This window comes from Bradyrhizobium sp. SZCCT0148 (genome assembly GCF_018129985.1).
In the GTDB taxonomy this organism is placed as follows: Bacteria; Pseudomonadota; Alphaproteobacteria; order Rhizobiales; family Xanthobacteraceae; genus Bradyrhizobium; species Bradyrhizobium japonicum_H.
This window is the reverse complement of the sequence record NZ_JAFCKT010000017.1, coordinates 26,956-44,182: the sequence shown is the minus strand read 5'-3', so window position 1 is coordinate 44,182 and position 17,227 is coordinate 26,956. Positions and strand designations below refer to the sequence as shown.

Sequence of the window (17,227 nt, the reverse complement as noted above, 5' to 3'; positions counted from 1 at the left end):
GTGACGCTTTCGAGTTAGTACACGACGACTGAACGGATGGATTTTCCCTCGTGCATGAGGTCAAAACCCTTGTTGATCTCCTCGAGCTTCAGCACATGGGTGATCATCGGATCGATCTGGATCTTTCCGTTCATGTACCAGTCGACGATCTTCGGCACGTCGGTACGACCACGCGCGCCGCCGAAGGCGGTGCCGCGCCAGTTGCGCCCGGTGACGAGCTGGAACGGGCGGGTGGCGATCTCCTTGCCGGATTCGGCCACGCCGATGATGATCGAGGTGCCCCAGCCGCGATGGCAGGCTTCCAGCGCCTGGCGCATCACCGTCGTGTTGCCGGTGCAATCGAAAGTGTAGTCCGCGCCGCCGTCGGTGAGCCCGACGAGATGCTGGACGATGTCGCCGGTGATCTTCTTGGGATTGACGAACTCGGTCATGCCGAACCGGCGGCCCCATTCCTCCTTGGAGTCGTTGATGTCGACACCGATGATCTTGTCGGCGCCGGCCATCTTGGCGCCCTGGATCACGTTGAGGCCGATGCCGCCGAGGCCGAACACGACCACGTTGGAGCCCGGCGTGACTTTCGCGGTGTTGACGACGGCGCCGACGCCGGTGGTGACGCCGCAGCCGATGTAGCAGCTTTTGTCGAAGGGGGCGTCCTCGCGGATCTTGGCGACCGCGATCTCCGGCAGCACGGTGAAGTTCGAGAAGGTCGAGCAGCCCATGTAGTGGTAGACCGGCTTGCCCTTGTAGGAAAAGCGGCTGGTGCCGTCGGGCATCACGCCCTTGCCTTGCGTCGCACGGATCGCGGTGCAGAGGTTGGTCTTCTGGCTGAGACAGCTTTTGCACTGCCGGCATTCCGGCGTGTAGAGCGGGATGACGTGGTCGCCCGGCTTCACCGAGGTCACGCCGGGGCCGATCTCGCGGATGATGCCGGCGCCCTCATGGCCCAGGACCGACGGGAAGATTCCCTCGCTGTCGAAGCCGTCGAGCGTATAGGCGTCGGTATGGCAGATGCCCGTCGCCTTGATCTCGACCAGGACCTCGCCGGCCTTGGGGCCTTCCAGATCGAGTTCGACGATTTCGAGCGGCTTCTTGGCTTCGAAAGCGACGGCGGCACGTGTCTTCATTGGTAGCTCCTCAAATTCTCACAGGATGCCCAGAAGTAGTCTCGGCAATCCTCGTAACGTTCACTTGTGGCCCATGCAGGCGTCTTCCGCCTTGGTGTAGACCTCGTTCTTCTCGTCCTTCTTGGCGGGACGCTGCCGGCCCCACGCTTCGGTGGAGCGGGCGCGCAGATAGACGTAGAGATCGTCCATGTAGCAGGCGACGTTCGGGTTGTCGCCGAAGGCCGGCATGACGTTCTCCTGCGCGGTCGAGACGTTCTTGCGACCGGAGGCGACCACGCCGAGAAAGTCGCCATAGCTCATGGTCTTCACGGAATCCTTAAGCGCCGGCGCGTAGGTGGAGCCCATGCCGTCGGGACCGTGGCAGACGTGGCAGTCGGAGTGATAGCGGCGGTATCCGGAATAGGTGAACCAGTCCACGGTGCCGTCAGCCGAAATCTTGTAGGTCGGAATTCCGTCCTTATCGAGCCACTTTCCGTCGTCTTCCTTCTTCACGGCAGTCGGATCGCCCGGACCTTCCGCGACCGCAAGGCCTCCGGACGCAACCAAGATCGTCGCAGCAATGACAGAGCAGATTTTACGCAAGAGATTCATCCTTGCAGGCATCAGGGGGAGACGAGCCGGCGCGTGGAGTTGATTCCACGCGCCGGAGCGATGCTGATGGGCCTAGTTCGGCAGCGAGAACACGGTCAGGGTACCGCCGAGTGCGGTATAGTTGCTGAGGGCCGCGTAGCCACCGACCGCGCCGAGACCTGCGGTCGGATCGGTCAAGCCTGCCGCCAGACCGATGCCGGCCCAGCCGCCGACGCCGGAGAGCACCGCGACATACTGCTTGCCGCCGTTCTCATAGGTGGTGACGTTGCCGATGATGCCGGACGGAGTCTTGAACTTGTAGAGCTCCTTTCCGGTCTTGGCGTCGACCGCCTTCAGGTAGCCTTCGAGCGTGCCGTAGAACACCACGCCGCCGGCGGTTGCGAGCGCACCCGACCAGACCGAGAACTGCTCCTTGTTCGACCAGACGATCTTGCCGGTCTTGCCGTCCCAGGCGATGAAGTTACCCATGTGGGTTTCGCCCGCCGGCGGATACATCGAGAGGGTCGCGCCCACATAGGGCTGGCCCGCGGTGTAGCTCACCTTGAACGGTTCGTAGTCCATGCAGACGTGGTTGGTCGGAACGTAGAACAGCTGCGTGTCCGGCGAGTAGGCTGCCGGCTGCTCGTCCTTGGTGCCGAGCGCGGCCGGGCAGATGCCCTTCACGTTGACGTCCTCGCCCGCCTTGTCGGTCGAAGCTGCGTCGAGCACCTTCGGACGGCCGTAGGTCGGCGAGTTCTTGTCCATGTCGACGCCGGAGGTCCAGTTCACCTTTGGGTCGTACTTTTCTGCGACCAGCAGTTCGCCGTTGGAGCGGTCCATGGTGTAGGCGAGGCCGTTACGGTCGAAGTGCGTCAGCAGCTTGCGCGGCTGGCCGTTGATCGACTGGTCCGAGAGGATCATCTCGTTGACGCCGTCATAGTCCCACTCGTCGTGGGGCGTCATCTGATAGACCCACTTGGCCATGCCGGTATCCGGGTTACGTGCCCAGATCGTCATCGACCATTTGTTGTCGCCGGGGCGCTGCTTCGGATTCCAGGTCGAGGGATTGCCCGATCCGTAGTAGACGAGGTTCAGTTCGGGATCGTAGGAGATCCAGCCCCAGGTGGCACCGCCACCGATCTTCCACTGATCGCCTTGCCAGGTCTTGAGGCTGGAGTCCTTGCCGATCGGCTTGCCGAGCGCGGTGGTCTTCTCGGCATCGACCAGGAGCTGGTTGTCCGGCCCTTCCGAATAGCCACGCCAAGCCAGCTTGCCGGTCTTGATGTCGTAGGCGCTCATATGCGCCTGAACGCCGAACTCGCCGCCGGAGATACCGATCAGCACCTTGTCCTTGACGACGAGCGGCGCCGAGGTGCCGGTCTCGCCCTTGCCGGGATCGCCATTCTTCGCGGTCCACGCCACCTGGCCGGTCTTGGCATCGAGCGCGACCAGAGTGGTGTCGGCCTGATGCAGGAATATCTTGCCGTCTCCATAGGCGACGCCACGGTTGACCGTGTCGCAGCACATCACCGGAATGACGTTCGGATCCTGTTTGGGTTCGTACTTCCAGACGATCTTGTTCTCGTTCGAAAGGTCAATAGCGTAGACCTTATTCGGGAACGGCGTGTGGACGTACATCATGTTACCGACGATCAGCGGGCCGCCTTCATGGCCGCGCAGCACACCGGTCGAGAAGGTCCAGGCGACCTGGAGCTTGCCGACGTTCTGTGCGTTGATCTGATTCAGCTTGGAATAGCGGGTGTTGGCATAGTCGCCCGCCGGCATCACCCAGTCTTTCGGGTTCTGCGACATCTTGTTCAGCTCGTCATTGGCTGAAGCGCCACCGACGGCGAGAGCCGCCGCGGAGCCAAGAAGGGTCGCCAGTAGCACCTTGCGCATAGTCATTCCTCCGTTGGTATCGTTTATTGTTTCCGAAGCAAAAATGATTCACCGGGCTTCTCGTCCGGCGTCTGCTCGTGCAGGGCGGTCGCGATTGGGACCAGAAACGATGCTGGGGGTGTTTCCTCCTCCTGATGAAAGCTACGGGTCCACGTGCAGGAGCGGCCCGTTCTTATTGTTCCTGCCGCAATCCCTAACGACTTCGCTGTTCGGAAACTTGCCCAAGAGAGAAGCCAGTTTGCTCGACAGCGCACGGAGGAAAAGAAATTGATTTTGCAGTAGCGAATTCAGCGGCTTCCGCAGTGCTTTGCGACACTCTCAACGTTCAGGTTCCCCTTGACGGCGCTGCAACTAAGGCGGAGGATTAAGTTTGAAGGGTGGCAATGGACCGATGGCGCTCGTGCCAAAAGACCGCTCAAATTCGAGGTAAACGTCACGCAATCACGGCTGAGGGCTCCAGCAGCGCTGGTCGCGATTCGCGTCTCTCCGGATCAAACCAGTGGCTGGATTAATGTCCGACACCATTCACACGCTCTCGACGACCGGCATGACGCCGAAGCGCCAGATCCAGAGCTGGGTCGACGGGCTGACCAGCCTGTGCGGGCATTTCGACGTCGATCCGCTGGAGGCGTCCTCGCTCGAGGGCCGCATCGACTACACCAGCGTCTCGCGCCTGAAGCTCTGCCAGATCGAAGTGAGTCAGCATCGCATCGCCCATACGCTGGCGCGCGCCAAGGCGAACGAGCATCCGTACATCAAGATTCACTTCCAGACCTACGGCGTGTCTTATTTCGAACAGGAAGGCCGCCACATCGAAATCAATCCGGGCGACATCATCGCCTATGACGTCTCCTGCCCGCATTCGATCATCAGCCCCGCCTTCACGCGTCACGACGTCGTGATCGTGCCGAAGGCGCTGCTGCGCGATCGTGGATTCCCGTCGCAGCGGATGCCCGCCTGCAAGCTGTCGTCGAAGACGGGAACGGGGCGGATCGCCCACGATTTCGTCCATGCGACCTTCGACGAGGCGGCAAAACTGTCGGCAAACAGCGCGGTCGGCGTCGCCGATTCGCTGATCGACCTGCTGCTGCTGCCGCTGCGCGAAGCCGACACGATGTTCGACCGTGTCGGGCCCGAAGCGATGTATGTGCGCGCGCAATTCTTCATCCGCGAGCATTTGCGCGATCCGGATCTGTGCATCGACCAGATCTCGACCGAGCTGGGCTGCTCCAAGCGCTATCTGCACATGCTGTTCTCGGAGCGCGGCACCACGGTGAGCGATTACATCTGGCAGGCGCGCCTGCAGAACTGCCGGCAGGAGCTCGAGGCCCACGCCGGCAAGACGATCACCGACGTGGCGTTCTCCTGGGGCTTCTCCAGCTCATCGCATTTCAGCCGCGTGTTCCGGAAATATTTCGGCGTGGTGCCATCGTCGATCCACAAGGCCCAGCAGGCCACCGCGAGTTCGGGCGAACACTAGGCTTGCAAGCGCAGGCCGCGATGGCCGGGCCGGTCGCGCGGCGAGATTTCACGCGGACGCGGCAATGTAGGGAATGCCGGCCAGCAGCGCGACGAGCAGGACCGCATTGGCCAGCATGCCGCTCCAATGCAGCCGCCGCAGCCGACGCGGCGCATCGGCATCGCCGGCGTCCCTCGCGCTGAGTTGGTCGTCGACCCTTCGCATGAACCAGCGGCGTCCCCAGATCGCGAGCACTGCGAGCAGGCCAACGCCCAGCGCGGCAAGCAGGCGGCCGTCGATGAGGAGGGCCACGGCTCCGATGAGGGCGGCGACGCGCATCACCAGAAAATGGGCGTTGAACATTCCCCGCAGCAATTGGGCGACGGGCTGAATATCGAGTCTCACCAGCAGGAAGGCCGGCGAGGCCAGCGTGAAATAGCCCATCGGAAAGAGCAGGATGATCATAACGGCGACAGCGACTGCATCCGGTGTCATGCGATCGGCCCCTTCTGGTCGGCAGCGGCACGCAATCATAGCGGGAAAACGCGCGTCCGACACTAGGCTTTGGTCGGACTCCGGGCGGGAAGGGGCACCCAGCGCGCCGACCCCGGCTCGAAGCCTAGGCCGGCTCGAGGCCGAGTGACTTCGCGCTCTCGAGCCAGATCGGCAATTCGCGCTGATACAGGGCGTTGCTCTCCTTGAAGCCGATGGCGGGTTCGAGCACGAAGGTCGCGAGAACCTCCTTCACTTTCGGATCGTTGTTGGCGGCCACGCACAGCTCCGCCAGTCGGTCGACCACCGCCTGCGGCGTCGCCTTCGGCACCGCCCATCCGGAGAAGCCGCTCACGGTGAAGAATTTCGACGTCGCGCCCTGCTCCGGGAGGGTCTTGATGGCGGGGATCGCGTCGACCTTCTTCGAATGCACCGCGAACACGGTGCCGCGGTCGCTTTGCAGGACCGACTGCGCTGCCGTGTAGCTGCCCATTGCGGCATCCAGCGTGCCTTCGAGCATCCCAGTCCACATCGGGGCCTCGCCGCGGTAATGGACCGGCTCGATCGACAGGCCATACTGCTTGTTGAGCTCGTTGACCGTCATGTGCGGGGCCGAACCCGCGCTGTAGGTGCCGAAGTTCACCTTGCCGCTCTTTCGTGCGAAGGCGACGAAATCCTCCAGCGTCTTGACCCCGGTCTTGGGATTGGCGACCAGCAGAAGTCCGGCGCCCGGAATGACGCTGACCAGCGTCAAATCCTTGTCCATGTCGTAGCCGGGATTTTTCATCACCACCCGGTTCATGATGTAGGTGGTCGATATCGAGCACAGCATGGTGTGGCCGTCGGGCTCGGCGCGGGCCACCTCGGCGGTGCCGATGGCGCCGGAGGCGCCGGGCTTGTTCTCGACGACGACGGTCTTGCCGACCTGCTTGGAGATGAATTCCCCGTAGGCGCGCGCGAGCAGGTCGGTTTGGCCGCCGGCCGGATAGCTGCAGATCATGCGAATCTGCCGCGTCGGCCACGTGCCTTGCGCCGATGCGCTGCGCGACACGAAAGGCATCGCAAGTGCGGTACTACCAGCGGCGACGAAGTGGCGGCGATTGACTGTCTTGGACATGATTCTCTCCCGGTTCCCTGCAGGGTACTGCACCGGGCCGGCCCTGCCATCGGCATCAGGCGAGACAGATTGGCGCATTCCGTCTGATCACATGGGGCCATGCTGGGCGAAGGTCGTGCCCCGGACGCGGCGCAGCGCTCCTGGCGGTGCGCTGCAGAGCCCGGGCCCATGCCTCCGCAAGTGCTGGCCCGCCAAGTCCCGGCTCTGCGCAGCAACGCTCGCGCGTTGCAGCGCGTCCGGGACATGAGAACCTCACCGCTGGATGATCTTCATCCAGACATCGCCCAGGATCGCCGGCTCGCGCGGCGGCAGATAGGTGAGCCCGGCCTGCTTGCCGAATTCGGCGATCTTGCCCTCGGCGGCGAGCCCGGTCAGCGCCTTGTTGACGGCGTCGATCAGCGCGCCGTCGCTGGCCAGTCCGACATAGCCGCGATTGGCGCCGATCGGATAGTAATAGCCCGACGCCGTGATCGCCGTGTCCGGGTGCGCGGCGCGATGAGCGTCGAAGCGGGCAAGATCGATCAGCGTCGCGTCATGCTCGCCGCGCTGGAGCGTGCCCAGCAGATCGTCGCGGCCGGGGACGAGATGGGTGATGCTGTCGATCAGCCGCCCCTTGTCGAAGCTCATCAGGATGGCGTCGCCGAGCGAGCCGCTATCGATGACGAGACGAAGCCCAGCGAGATCGCCGATGTCGCCGATCTTGCGGCCGCTTGCCTTTGGTCCGAGCACCACCGTCATCGGCGAATAGACGTAAGGCTGGCTCGGCGCGAGCACGCCGAGTGCAACGCGGCGTCGCCGATCGTCGCGCGTGGCCCCGGCAAAATCAGGCAAGCGCGCCGTCTTCATGCCGGGGACGACGAGCGAATCCTGCGTCAGCGCATAGCCGCCGACGAGCGAGCAGCGGCCATCCGAGAGCAGCGCATTGGCCTCGAGCTGGGGGCTGGAATCCTCGTCCAGCTTGCTCTCGAACCACTGGATCGCCAGCTTCCGTCCGAGCCGCTCCGCGATCGCCTGCGCCAGCAGCACGTCAAAGCCGGCATCCGGCTTGCCGCGCTGGTGCATCGAGAGCGGCGGCCGGTCCTCGTCGAGGCAGATCTTCAGGGGATCGTCGGCGGCAAGCGCGACCGACGCCACCGTCGACAACAAGGCCGCAAGACTCCATGCGGCACGCCGGCTCCTCATGGCTTCCTCCGGCTGGAGATGAAGGCCCAGAGAGAGCCGATCTCCTCGTCGTTGAGGATATCGCCCCAGGGCGGCATCCTGTTGTTCTTGCCGTTCTTCACCGTGGTGATGAAGCGGGTCTTGTCGTCGGGGAAGGCGCGCAGGTCCGGCGTGATGGTGCCGGAGTTCATCAGATTGGGGCCATGGCAGTGCGAGCATTTCGAAGCATAGGTCGACTTGCCGTGGTCGATCTGTGCCTGCATGGGATTGCCGGTTGCGTCGTCCGCGGCTCTGACGGTCGCCGCAAGCGCGACCGTCAGCCCCGCGACGGCGGCGAGGATCGCCGCCGTCTTGTGAGAGAGCCTTCTCAGCATCATGCCGTGGATTACTGCTTGACCGCAAAGACCCACAGCGAGCCGCCGGGCGGCACTTTGGCAAGCCGCTCGTCGCCCGAGAACAGCGAGTAGACGCCGCCATAGCCTGATGTCACCGCGACATATTGCACGCCGTCCTGCTGCCAGGTCACAGGCTGGCCCTCGATGCCGGAGCCGGTCTGGAACTGCCAGAGCTTCTTGCCGGTGTCGGCGTCGAAGGCTTCGAACTCGCCCGTCAGCGCGCCCGAGAACACGACGCCGCCCGCGGTCGACAGCACGCCCGAGAAGCGCGGAATGTCGCTCGGTGCTTCCCATTTCGACTTGCCGGTCATGGGATCGATCGCCTTCAGGTGACCGCGCGGCCCATCCCCGAACTCCCAAGGATCGGTCAGGTCCATGCCAAGATACCATTCACCCTGCTTGAAGGTGACGGGCTCGGCCTTGTACTTGCCGCCGAAGTTGAGCGTGTTGGCATAGGCGAGGCCGGTCTGCGGGTTGAACGACATCGGCTCCCAGTTCTTGCCGCCGAGGATCGACGGATAGACCGTGACCTTCTTGCCCTCGCGCGCATCCTTGGCGACGTCGGTCTCGATCGGCTTGCCGGTCTTCATGTCGACGCCGGTGGCCCAATTGACCTTCACGTAAGGATTGGCCGCGAGCAACTTCCCGTTGGTGCGGTCGAGCACGTAGAAGAAGCCGTTGCGGTTGGCATTCATCAGCGCCTTGGTCGGCTTGCCCTCGACGTTCACATCCGCAAGCACCATCTCGGCGACGGCGTCGTAGTCGAACGGATTGTTCGGCGAGAACTGGTAATGCCACTTGATCTTGCCGGTCTTGGGATCCATCGCCAGCACGGAGCAGGTGTAGAGATTGTCGCCGGGACGCACCGCCGAATTGAACGGGCCGGGATTGCCGATGCCCCAATACACGGTGTTCAGCTCGGGATCGTAGGAGCCCGTGATCCAGGTCGAGCCTCCGCCGAGCTTCCAGGTATCGCCCTTCCAGGTGTCGCCGCCGGGCTCGTCCGGCGAGGGGATCGAATGGGTGCGCCACAGATGCTTGCCCGTCGCCGGATCCCAGCCGTCGATGAAGCCGCGCGTGCCGAATTCGGCGCCGGAGATGCCGGTGATGACGACACCGTCGGCGACCAGCGGGGCCACCGTCATCGAATAGCCTTCCTTGATGTCGGCGGCCTTCTGACGCCACAGCTCCTTGCCGTTCTTGGCGTCAATCGCAATCACGTTGGCATCGAGCGTCGTGCGAAACAATTTGCCTTCGTGGATTGCGACGCCGCGATTGATGATGCCGCAGCAGACGATTCGGGGCGTCTCGGCCGGATATTCGACCTTGCTCTTCCAGATCTGCTTGCCGGTTTTGGCGTCGACCGCCATGGTCGCATTGTGCGAGGTCACATAGATCACGCCCTGATAGACGATGGGCTGGGATTCCTCGCTACGATCGTCGTTGAAGGAGTAGTTCCAGACCGGGACGAGGTTCTTGACGCTGTCCTTGTTGATCTGGTTCAGCGTCGAGAAGCGCTGCAGATTATAGCCCATCCCGTAATTGAGAACGTTCGATGTATCAGTCGCGCCCTTGACCAGTTGCTCGGTGGTCTGTGCGCTTGCACAAGTCGATGCAAGCATGACGAGGCTCGCGGCCATCGCAAAGCGTTTCATCCGTTCCTCCCAATATGCGCGCCTTTTGACGCTGCAGGAGCAACACTCCGTCGGAAAACAAAACGCGTCAATACGAAAGTCGTAAGTGTCGTATCGATATCGTCGAAGGCAGGTGCCGGTCACCTTACGGAAGCCTGACGGCGGCGGCTCTCACTTGCGTGGAGACGCTGCAAAATTCCGCGACGCGAAGCAGCTCCGGTCGGACGGTGGTGCCAGGGTTCCAGGTTGTCGCGCGCGCAAGTTGCAATTCCGGGCTTGAACCGGGGGCCGCTTGCGGATTTATGGTGTGTATCGCGCCCAAACCGGGCTCTTCCTCTGGGAGGTCTTGATGATTTCGTGTCGCTCAGTTGCGCTCGCGCTCACCATTGCAGTGCTGTCCGGTCCGGCATGGTCGGCTTCCGGCAACGCGGTCAAGTTGTTCGACACCGACAATGACGGCACGCTCGATCTTGCCGAGGTGAAGAAGGCGGCCACCGCAACCTTCGCAAAGCTCGATCCCGATCACGACGGCACGCTCGACGCGCGCGAATTGCGCGGGCGGTTGTCGACGAAAGAACTCACTGCGGCCGATCCGGATCGCGACGGGACGCTGACGCTCGACGAATATCTGTCCGTGGTCGAGCAGCGCTTCAACGCAGCCAATCCCGACAAGGACGGAACGTTGGATGCGAAGGAGCTGAACTCGCGCGCCGGCCGGAGCCTGGTGCGATTGTTGCGGTGAGCGGAACAGGCCTGACACGGCGGTGTTGCAAGCATTTCACTTCGACATTCGGAACATCGGGCATCTCGGCCTGTTCTCCTCGCGATGTCGGGCCTGCGTCGGGGCAGCGCGGCAGGACAAGAGGAGATGCAGATGAACACGAAACGTTCCGTTCTCGCCGCCTGTGCGATCCTGACGTTGAGCGCAGGTGTTGCCGTCGCCGGCCCATGCAACACCGGGAGCGTCAGCCCTGACAAGGATGCCGGTTCTGGTCCGGTCACCGTAGGCTCGGCGCAATCGAACGCGTCAAGCTCGGCGAGCGACCCCGGCCAGCATCCGCCGACCAGCACGATGAACCGTGCAAGCGGTGAAACTGCGGCGTCGTCCGAAGACGCACAGCGGCAAATGCAGAGCCAGCCGACGGCGGCTCAGCGGGCCGATGGAGCCAAGCCGAACGCCGCAGCGGCCGACAAAGGTTGCTGACAGCGCGGGTCCCGTTTGGAGTCGATTCGACGGGCGGTGCGTCGCACAAGCAGCATCTCGCAAGGCGTGATTGACCAAGAGAGAACTGGCTTTGTCCGAGAGTGAAGTGCGGCCGCGAAGAATCGACACGGACGCGCGTGGTCGTCGAATCGAGGCTTGAACTGCGACTGACGCAGCCCTAGGTTTTGCGCCGCGCGATGTCGCGCTCAATACCTTGGGGAGACCCCGAATGGCTTGGAAAGCTCCGAAGATCGTGGAAGTGCCGGTCGGCATGGAAATCAACATGTACGCCTGCGCTGCGCGCAAGTAAGACTAACGACCTGCCGCGGCCTCGACGACGAACGCCGTCGAAGCCGTGGCAGTGTCGGATCTCGAGCCTGGCATCGTCATGCCCTGTGCTTTGTCATCGACGCGATGACGCATGTGCGCAGGCTTCAATCATCTCCATCAAAATCTCGACCACGCTCTCGTGGTAGTGTGTTACGCTGATGCCCGGTCAGCGCTGCTGCCGCATCACAGCGGCATGCGCCATCGGGGCAGGGGATGCGCGGCAGGACTCTCAGATGTCTGATGGTGATGGTCTGCGCGGTCGCGCTGTCACCGATGCGTGGGCACGCCGAGGAGGGCTTCGACACCGAGCACATTTTCGGCTTCATGATTGGGAGCGACGTCGGCAATCGCGGCGAGCGCGAGTTCCAGAGCCAGACTACGGGGCGCTTCGGCAAGGGCGGCGGGACCTATCGTGCCCTGGAGAAGGAGGTCGAGATCGAGATCGTGCCGCTGCCGAACTTTCGCATCGAGCTCGGTGCCATCGCCAGCTTGCACGACATCACCGGCGTCCCCGACATCGACGACCGTCGCCAGCTCAACTTTCAGGGCGCCTCGCTCGACCTGCGTTATCGCCTGCTCGACCGAGAGCACGCCCCGTTCGGCCTCACCATCGCCGCCGACCTCCACGGCGGCCGTATCGACGAGACCAGCGGCGCCAAGGGCCGGATGTACGGCACCGATTTCACCCTCGCGATCGACCGCGAGCTCATTCCGAACTTCGCCATCGGCGCGCTCAACCTGATCTATCAGCCGGAATGGGCGCGCTTCGAGGTGGCGGGGCAGTCCGAGAAGAGTTCAACGATCGGTGCGGCCTTTGCCGGCCTGGTGCGGGTGCGGCCGAACGTGCTGCTCGGCGGCGAGCTGCGCTACTTCCGGCAATATGAAGGCGTCGGCCTCGGCGAGTTCTCGGGCCAGGCCCTGTTCGTCGGCCCGACCGCCTATGTCCAGCTCTCCGAGCGCTCGCGGCTGACCTTGAGCTGGAGCATGCAGGCCTGGGGCCGGCCGGCCGGATCGGGCGGCAATCTAGACCTCGTCAATTTCGAGCGTCACCAGGCCCGCATGGTGTTTGGCATTAACTTCTAGAGTTGGCTCTTCCTGACGCCGGATTGAAACTTCCGGCACCTTGCGACGTAGTTCCTTGTGCTAACCTCTGTTGTTCCCGTGAGAGGATCCCGGCATGAACCCGATCGACCTGGTGGTGACCGTGTGTGCGGTGCTTTCGCCCGCGACCTGCGAAGAGCAGCACCTGATCTTCAATTATGCGGGGTCGCCCCGCCAATGCGTAATGGCCGCGCCCCCCTACATCGCGCAATGGGTCGGCGACCATCCGAAGTGGCAGGCGGTGCGGTGGCGCTGCGAGTATCCGCACCCGAACGACAAGGCGTAAGCTGCTCGCCCAACTCCAAGCCCTCGTGGTGAGGAGCGACGAACGCGCGTCTCGAACCATGAAGGCCGGGCTAGCGCCTGTTGCCATCCTTCGAGACGCCCGCTTCGCGGGCTCCTGAGGATGAGGGCAGGGCACTCGAAGCTCTTGCTATTTGCTGCAGTCCTTCAAATCCTTGTCGGCGATCGAGAACACCGCATCCGCCCTGATCTCGATGTCGCGGACGACGCACTGCCGCGCATTGGGATAGCTCACCTTGGCATCGTAGCGGCCTGGCTCGACGCCGGTGATGCGCAGCCGCTCGTCGTGGTCGACCTCCTTGTCCTTGTCGTTCAGGCACTGGTTCGGTCCCCACTCGGTCTTGCCGGCGGGTGAGAGCTGGAAGCCGGAGATCGTTTCGCTCGTCAGGTTCCAGAGCCTTATGCCCTTGCCCTTCGTCTGCGCCGGCGCCGCGCCCGGCGCCGCAACCAACAGGATGCCGATCGCAATCAGCGTACGCCGCATTGGTGAACCTCCCCGACAGTTTGGTCCAGTTGACCACGAGTATTCATTTCGATTCAAGCTGCAAGGCCGCGAGCTCGGCCCTGATCCCACCCAGCGCAGCTTCGCTGCGCAGCGCGCGGGGGATGGCGATCGGCACTTCCTGCACGATATGCGCAGGACGCGGCGACAAAAAGAACAGGCGATCGCCGAGCCGAACCGCGTCATCGAGACTGTGGGTGACGAGCAGCGTCATCACCGGACGGCTCGCCACCAGCGCCGCGATCTCGTCGCGCAAACGGCCGGCGAGCGCGTCGTCGAGCGAGGCGAGGGGCTCGTCGAGCACCAGGAGATCCGGCTCGACTGCGAAAGCGCGGGCGAGCGCGACGCGCCGGGCAAGGCCGAGCGACAACTCGCCGGGAAAGTGGCTCCGATGCGCCTCGAGCTCCAGAATCCTGAACAGCTCGGACAGCTTGGCATCGGTCACGTCGGGCGCAGCCAGCCGCACATTCTGCTCGACCGAGCGCCAAGGCAACAGCCGCGGCTCCTGGAACACCATGCCGATCCGCGCCTGCGGCGGACGCGCGACGTGGCCCCTGAAATCTGCGTCAAGCCCGAGGATGATGCGCAGCATCGTGCTCTTGCCGCAGCCGGACGGACCGATGAGAACGCCGACCTCACCGGGTGAAAGCGCGAATTTGAGCGGGGCGAGCACCTCGTGGGTCCCGCCCGCGGCACTCCTGAACGTCTTGCCTGCGATCTCGACCTCAAGCCGCACGGGGCCGCCACCGTGTTGCGCGGGCTTCGAACGGCTGCACCAGCAAGGTTTCGATGACGAACACGACCGCGGCGAATGTCAGCGAATAGGCCAGCAGCCGCGGCGTATCGAACAGCTGGAAGGCGACGCCGATCTCGAAGCCGACCCCGTTCGGCCGTCCCAGCAGCTCGGCGACCAGGACGATCTTCCACACCAGCGACAGTCCGGAGCGGGCTGAGGCTGCGATATAGGGCGCAAGTTGCGGCAGCACGACATGGCGGAACGCGCGCCAGCGCGGCATCGCGAACACGCTCGCCATCTCGTCCAGCGAGCGGTCGAGCGCGCGGGTACCCTCGCGCAAGGTGACGACCGCGGTCGGGAGCTTGTTGATGGCGATCGCGGCGATCGCGGCCGCCTCGGTGAGACCGGCCCAGATATAGGCCAGCACGATCACGACCAGCGCCGGCAGGTTGAGCAGCAGGATCAGCCAGGGATCGCCGAGCTTGTCCGCGAGTCTGACCCGTCCCATCAGATAGCCGATGGCGCTGCCGAGCGACATCGCCAGCACGAAGGCAAGGGTGACGCGCGCGAGCGTGGCGCCGAGATGCAGGAACAGCGCGCCGGATTTGGCCTCCGCGATCATCACCTCGAGTACGGCCGGCGGGGAGGGCAGCTTTGCGCCGCCGACGAACAGCGCGGCAATCCACCAGATCAGAAGAAGCAGGGCGAACGACAAAAGACGCAGCACCTCAGTCTCCGGGGGCTGCGTGATAGAACGTGCCCGGATCGAGCTCGGCCGCCGGCCCGACAAGGTCGCGGCCGCCGACCTCGGCCAGCACGCGGTACAGCACGCGCGCGTCTTTCTCCTCGTCGTCGATGCTCCTGCGCGGAATGCCGTCGCGATAGCGGTCGCGATAGGTCTTGAGCAAGGTGGCATCGGCCGTGCCGGTCAGCGGCGCGATCTTCTCCCAGGCCGCATCGGATGTGATCAGCAGCTGCTTGGCCTTGCGGGTCATCGCAATGAAGCGCGCCACCGCGTCCTTGTGGCTCGCCGCCCAGCTCTCGTCGAAGACATAGCCGATCGCGGAGACTGCGCCTTTGGCGCCGAGATTCGGCAGAATGTCCTCGATGCCGGCCAGGCGGCGAAACCCCTTGGCCTCGAGCTGGGCGCAGAAATTCCAGAAATTGAGGCTCGCATCCATCTCGCCGTCCAGCGCCTTGGCGGCGATCAGGGGCGGGGCGCCATAGACGATGGTTGCCTCCGACTTCAGGTCGATGCCGTCCTGCTTCATGCTGGCCTGCAGCAGCAGCCAGCTCTTGTCGATCGCTCCGCCGGCGATTGCGAGCTTGCGTCCCTTGAGGTCGGCGAGTGTCTTGATCGGCGAGGATGCGGGTACCATTACCGCGCCGAGCGCGCTGGAATAGGGATAGAAGGTGAGTTTGGCGCCGAGCGCTCGTTCGCGCGACACCCACAGCCAGTCAGACAGGATGATGTCGGCGCTGCCGGCGCGCATCGCGATCTTGCCGGCTTCGGTGCTCGCGAGCTCGCTGACCTCAAGCGAAAGGCCAGCCTCCTTGTCGAGGCCGCTGGCGCGGATCGCGGCCAGCTCCCAGGAGAATGTTCCGGTCTTCTGCACTGCAAGGCGGATCGTATCCGCGGCGCGGCCGGGTACGATCGGTGTCAGCACCAGCATCGTCGCGAGTGCCAATGTTCGACCAAGTGCGATTATCACGCCAAGTGCTCTCATCACCTTGTGAGCCGTTTCCTCTGATAGAGTGCTTTTCAGGACAATACGCATAGCATAGCGTTGCTCGCAACCCGCTGGAGGATGCGCATGAAACTGGCCGGACAGCTACGACCGATTGTCGCCGCATTGACGGTGTGGGCTGCGACCGCGTGCGTGGCTCGGGCCGAGGAGGCCAATGATTATCCGACGTCGGCGCGCGCGGAGTACGTCTATGGCTGCATGAAGGCGAATGGCGAGAGCCGGCAGTCGATCGAGCAATGTTCCTGCTCGATCGACGTGGTGGCCTCGATCGTACCCTATGAGCGCTATGTGACCGCGGAGACCGCGCTCAGCATGTCGCAGGTCCGCGGCAATCTCGGCGTCCAATTCCGCACCTCGGAGCAGGCCAACACGGCAGTCAACGATTTGAGGCGCGCGCAGGCGGAAGCCGAGGTGAGGTGTTTCTAGTTATAGCCGCGGACACGGTGCGATCCTTCTCCCCTCGCGGGAGAAGGTGGCGCGAAGCGCCGGATGAGGGGGGTCTGTCGGCGAGCACAAATCCGAGATGAGTTCGCGGAAGTACCCCTCACCCGTCTCGCCGCTATCGCGGCGAGCTACCCTCTCCCACAAGGGACAGGGGAACCAGCGCAAGCCTCACGAACTATGTCCCCGGCTTCTCCACGTCCCACTCACTGCGGAACACATGCCCATCCGTGTCCTTGGCTTCGGCGCGGAAACGCTTGGCGCCGTTCGACACGTAGGTGAAGCGCAGATTGGGGTCTTCCGAGATCGAGATGCCGCCTTCCATCGACAGAACGAGGCTGTCGTCCTGCGTCAGCTTCAGCTGGTTGACAAAGAAGGCGGGAATGTAGAGCTGCGTGACCTGGTCCATCTGCAGGCCGGAATTGTTGGGATGGCCGATCATGATCTGGGCTTCGCGGACGCGGCTGGCCGGCGCTTCCTCGCGCGCGAATTGCCTGTAGCGCATCTTGCCGAGCCGGCTTTGCGCCTCCTCGACGTTCTTACCGGCCGGCGCCGAGCAGCCGCCCGAGGCCTTCACATAGACTTTCGAGACATAGAGCTGGCCGTCGGTTAGCTCGGCCACCGCGTGCACATCGGTGTAATTGTTGACACGCACGCGCGTCGAGATCTCGGTGACATTGGCGTCGGGGCCGAGCTCGAACTTCGCGGCCATCGGTGCCGGGTTGCGGTCGATCACGAGCGTGATCGAACGGATGCGGCGGCTGTCCGCGGGCGACAGCTTGCTGCGCAGGGTCACCGGCACGATCGCCGCGTCCTCTGCGCGATACGGCATCTCGATGCCGATGACGCTGCTGCCGTCATTCATCGCGCGGTTGTTGAAGATGTCCTGCACAAGACCCGGCCAGGGATCGCTGGCCTCTTCAGCCTGCGCCGGCACGGCGAAGGCGATGCCGAGCAGTGCGGCGATCAAGGGCAGGCGGCGTGTCCATTTGCTCATGGTCATCATCCTCT

20 protein-coding genes are annotated in these 17,227 nt (G+C 63.7%); 7 read left to right on the top strand and 13 right to left on the bottom strand.

Annotated features, from left to right (window positions below):
- Positions 1 to 14: 14 nt before the first annotated feature.
- The 3 genes from JQ580_RS30175 to xoxF5 all read right to left on the bottom strand — a co-directional run bounded on the left by JQ580_RS30175 (position 15) and on the right by xoxF5 (position 3,593).
- Positions 15 to 1,124: an S-(hydroxymethyl)glutathione dehydrogenase/class III alcohol dehydrogenase gene (locus JQ580_RS30175; protein WP_212284407.1), complete on the bottom strand. Its 1,110-nt coding sequence runs from the start codon at positions 1,122 to 1,124 to the stop codon at positions 15 to 17.
- Positions 1,125 to 1,184: 60 nt separating this feature from the next.
- Positions 1,185 to 1,715, bottom strand: coding sequence for a c-type cytochrome, methanol metabolism-related (locus JQ580_RS30170; RefSeq protein ID WP_212284405.1), 531 nt, complete (start codon positions 1,713 to 1,715; stop codon positions 1,185 to 1,187).
- Between the two features lie 72 nt (positions 1,716 to 1,787).
- Positions 1,788 to 3,593 carry a lanthanide-dependent methanol dehydrogenase XoxF5 gene (xoxF5, locus tag JQ580_RS30165; RefSeq protein WP_212284483.1) on the bottom strand — a complete coding sequence of 602 codons (1,806 nt, stop codon included), beginning with the start codon at positions 3,591 to 3,593 and terminating at the stop codon, positions 1,788 to 1,790.
- 511 nt (positions 3,594 to 4,104) lie between these two features.
- Between xoxF5 and JQ580_RS30160 the strand changes: the two genes are divergently transcribed.
- A complete protein-coding gene (locus JQ580_RS30160) occupies positions 4,105 to 5,073 on the top strand; it encodes a helix-turn-helix domain-containing protein (protein ID WP_106952984.1) in 969 nt (322 codons plus the stop codon).
- Positions 5,074 to 5,121: 48 nt separating this feature from the next.
- Here the strand turns inward: JQ580_RS30160 and JQ580_RS30155 are convergent, their stop codons facing one another.
- From JQ580_RS30155 to JQ580_RS30135, 5 genes are all read right to left on the bottom strand, one after another.
- Positions 5,122 to 5,547 carry a hypothetical protein gene (locus tag JQ580_RS30155; RefSeq protein WP_212284403.1) on the bottom strand — a complete coding sequence of 142 codons (426 nt, stop codon included), beginning with the start codon at positions 5,545 to 5,547 and terminating at the stop codon, positions 5,122 to 5,124.
- A gap of 124 nt (positions 5,548 to 5,671) precedes the next feature.
- On the bottom strand, positions 5,672 to 6,661 hold the full coding sequence (locus JQ580_RS30150; protein ID WP_212284401.1) for a Bug family tripartite tricarboxylate transporter substrate binding protein: 990 nt from the start codon (positions 6,659 to 6,661) through the stop codon (positions 5,672 to 5,674).
- A 252-nt stretch (positions 6,662 to 6,913) separates the two neighbouring features.
- Positions 6,914 to 7,843 carry a type 2 periplasmic-binding domain-containing protein gene (locus tag JQ580_RS30145; RefSeq protein ID WP_212284399.1) on the bottom strand — a complete coding sequence of 310 codons (930 nt, stop codon included), beginning with the start codon at positions 7,841 to 7,843 and terminating at the stop codon, positions 6,914 to 6,916.
- Positions 7,840 to 8,196 (bottom strand): c-type cytochrome, encoded by a 357-nt coding sequence (locus JQ580_RS30140; RefSeq protein WP_212284481.1) that lies wholly within the window; start codon positions 8,194 to 8,196, stop codon positions 7,840 to 7,842. Before JQ580_RS30140 ends, JQ580_RS30145 begins: the two co-directional genes overlap by 4 nt.
- Before the next feature lie 11 nt (positions 8,197 to 8,207).
- Complete coding sequence (locus JQ580_RS30135; protein WP_212284397.1) at positions 8,208 to 9,872, bottom strand: methanol/ethanol family PQQ-dependent dehydrogenase; 1,665 nt, start codon at positions 9,870 to 9,872, stop codon at positions 8,208 to 8,210.
- A gap of 328 nt (positions 9,873 to 10,200) precedes the next feature.
- On the opposite strand from JQ580_RS30135, the gene JQ580_RS30130 reads away from it, so the two are divergent.
- The 5 genes from JQ580_RS30130 to JQ580_RS30110 all read left to right on the top strand — a co-directional run bounded on the left by JQ580_RS30130 (position 10,201) and on the right by JQ580_RS30110 (position 12,772).
- Entirely contained in the window at positions 10,201 to 10,593 is a 393-nt protein-coding gene (locus JQ580_RS30130) for a lanmodulin LanM (RefSeq protein ID WP_212284395.1), read from the top strand.
- Between the two features lie 126 nt (positions 10,594 to 10,719).
- Positions 10,720 to 11,055, top strand: a complete 336-nt coding sequence (locus tag JQ580_RS30125; RefSeq protein ID WP_212284393.1) for a hypothetical protein — start codon at positions 10,720 to 10,722, stop codon at positions 11,053 to 11,055.
- Positions 11,056 to 11,284: 229 nt separating this feature from the next.
- A complete protein-coding gene (pqqA, locus tag JQ580_RS30120) occupies positions 11,285 to 11,365 on the top strand; it encodes a pyrroloquinoline quinone precursor peptide PqqA (protein WP_012029362.1) in 81 nt (26 codons plus the stop codon).
- Between the two features lie 260 nt (positions 11,366 to 11,625).
- Entirely contained in the window at positions 11,626 to 12,468 is an 843-nt protein-coding gene (locus tag JQ580_RS30115; protein WP_249134547.1) for a hypothetical protein, read from the top strand.
- Between the two features lie 94 nt (positions 12,469 to 12,562).
- Positions 12,563 to 12,772 (top strand): hypothetical protein, encoded by a 210-nt coding sequence (locus JQ580_RS30110; RefSeq protein WP_094891247.1) that lies wholly within the window; start codon positions 12,563 to 12,565, stop codon positions 12,770 to 12,772.
- Positions 12,773 to 12,919: 147 nt separating this feature from the next.
- On the opposite strand, the gene JQ580_RS30105 is transcribed toward JQ580_RS30110, so the two are convergent.
- The 4 genes from JQ580_RS30105 to JQ580_RS30090 are packed head-to-tail and all read right to left on the bottom strand — an operon-like array spanning position 12,920 to position 15,754.
- Entirely contained in the window at positions 12,920 to 13,273 is a 354-nt protein-coding gene (locus tag JQ580_RS30105) for a hypothetical protein (protein WP_212284391.1), read from the bottom strand.
- Between the two features lie 43 nt (positions 13,274 to 13,316).
- Positions 13,317 to 14,027 carry an ABC transporter ATP-binding protein gene (locus tag JQ580_RS30100; protein WP_212284389.1) on the bottom strand — a complete coding sequence of 237 codons (711 nt, stop codon included), beginning with the start codon at positions 14,025 to 14,027 and terminating at the stop codon, positions 13,317 to 13,319.
- Positions 14,017 to 14,754, bottom strand: a complete 738-nt coding sequence (locus tag JQ580_RS30095) for an ABC transporter permease (RefSeq protein WP_212284387.1) — start codon at positions 14,752 to 14,754, stop codon at positions 14,017 to 14,019. Before JQ580_RS30095 ends, JQ580_RS30100 begins: the two co-directional genes overlap by 11 nt.
- A gap of 1 nt (position 14,755) precedes the next feature.
- Entirely contained in the window at positions 14,756 to 15,754 is a 999-nt protein-coding gene (locus tag JQ580_RS30090; protein ID WP_409363237.1) for an ABC transporter substrate-binding protein, read from the bottom strand.
- Between the two features lie 87 nt (positions 15,755 to 15,841).
- Here JQ580_RS30090 and JQ580_RS30085 point away from each other — a divergent pair, with 87 nt between their 5' ends.
- The gene (locus JQ580_RS30085) at positions 15,842 to 16,201 is read left to right on the top strand and encodes a hypothetical protein (protein WP_212284385.1); all 360 of its coding nucleotides are present in this window, start codon (positions 15,842 to 15,844) and stop codon (positions 16,199 to 16,201) included.
- A 193-nt stretch (positions 16,202 to 16,394) separates the two neighbouring features.
- Here JQ580_RS30085 and JQ580_RS30080 read toward each other — a convergent pair whose 3' ends face one another.
- Positions 16,395 to 17,213, bottom strand: coding sequence for a quinoprotein dehydrogenase-associated SoxYZ-like carrier (locus JQ580_RS30080; RefSeq protein WP_212284383.1), 819 nt, complete (start codon positions 17,211 to 17,213; stop codon positions 16,395 to 16,397).
- Positions 17,214 to 17,227: the final 14 nt, after the last annotated feature.

Coding starts and splice junctions, on each gene's coding strand:
- JQ580_RS30170 (WP_212284405.1), bottom strand. CDS start 1,715: ATGAATCTCTTGCGTAAAATCTGCTCTGTCATTGCTGCGACGATCTTG.
- JQ580_RS30110 (WP_094891247.1), top strand. CDS start 12,563: ATGAACCCGATCGACCTGGTGGTGACCGTGTGTGCGGTGCTTTCGCCC.
- JQ580_RS30160 (WP_106952984.1), top strand. CDS start 4,105: ATGTCCGACACCATTCACACGCTCTCGACGACCGGCATGACGCCGAAG.
- pqqA (WP_012029362.1), top strand. CDS start 11,285: ATGGCTTGGAAAGCTCCGAAGATCGTGGAAGTGCCGGTCGGCATGGAA.
- JQ580_RS30105 (WP_212284391.1), bottom strand. CDS start 13,273: ATGCGGCGTACGCTGATTGCGATCGGCATCCTGTTGGTTGCGGCGCCG.
- JQ580_RS30150 (WP_212284401.1), bottom strand. CDS start 6,661: ATGTCCAAGACAGTCAATCGCCGCCACTTCGTCGCCGCTGGTAGTACC.
- JQ580_RS30145 (WP_212284399.1), bottom strand. CDS start 7,843: ATGAGGAGCCGGCGTGCCGCATGGAGTCTTGCGGCCTTGTTGTCGACG.
- JQ580_RS30155 (WP_212284403.1), bottom strand. CDS start 5,547: ATGACACCGGATGCAGTCGCTGTCGCCGTTATGATCATCCTGCTCTTT.
- JQ580_RS30135 (WP_212284397.1), bottom strand. CDS start 9,872: ATGAAACGCTTTGCGATGGCCGCGAGCCTCGTCATGCTTGCATCGACT.
- JQ580_RS30140 (WP_212284481.1), bottom strand. CDS start 8,196: ATGCTGAGAAGGCTCTCTCACAAGACGGCGGCGATCCTCGCCGCCGTC.
- JQ580_RS30125 (WP_212284393.1), top strand. CDS start 10,720: ATGCAGATGAACACGAAACGTTCCGTTCTCGCCGCCTGTGCGATCCTG.
- JQ580_RS30085 (WP_212284385.1), top strand. CDS start 15,842: ATGAAACTGGCCGGACAGCTACGACCGATTGTCGCCGCATTGACGGTG.
- JQ580_RS30175 (WP_212284407.1), bottom strand. CDS start 1,124: ATGAAGACACGTGCCGCCGTCGCTTTCGAAGCCAAGAAGCCGCTCGAA.
- JQ580_RS30130 (WP_212284395.1), top strand. CDS start 10,201: ATGATTTCGTGTCGCTCAGTTGCGCTCGCGCTCACCATTGCAGTGCTG.
- JQ580_RS30080 (WP_212284383.1), bottom strand. CDS start 17,213: ATGAGCAAATGGACACGCCGCCTGCCCTTGATCGCCGCACTGCTCGGC.
- JQ580_RS30115 (WP_249134547.1), top strand. CDS start 11,626: ATGGTGATGGTCTGCGCGGTCGCGCTGTCACCGATGCGTGGGCACGCC.
- JQ580_RS30090 (WP_409363237.1), bottom strand. CDS start 15,754: ATGAGAGCACTTGGCGTGATAATCGCACTTGGTCGAACATTGGCACTC.
- xoxF5 (WP_212284483.1), bottom strand. CDS start 3,593: ATGCGCAAGGTGCTACTGGCGACCCTTCTTGGCTCCGCGGCGGCTCTC.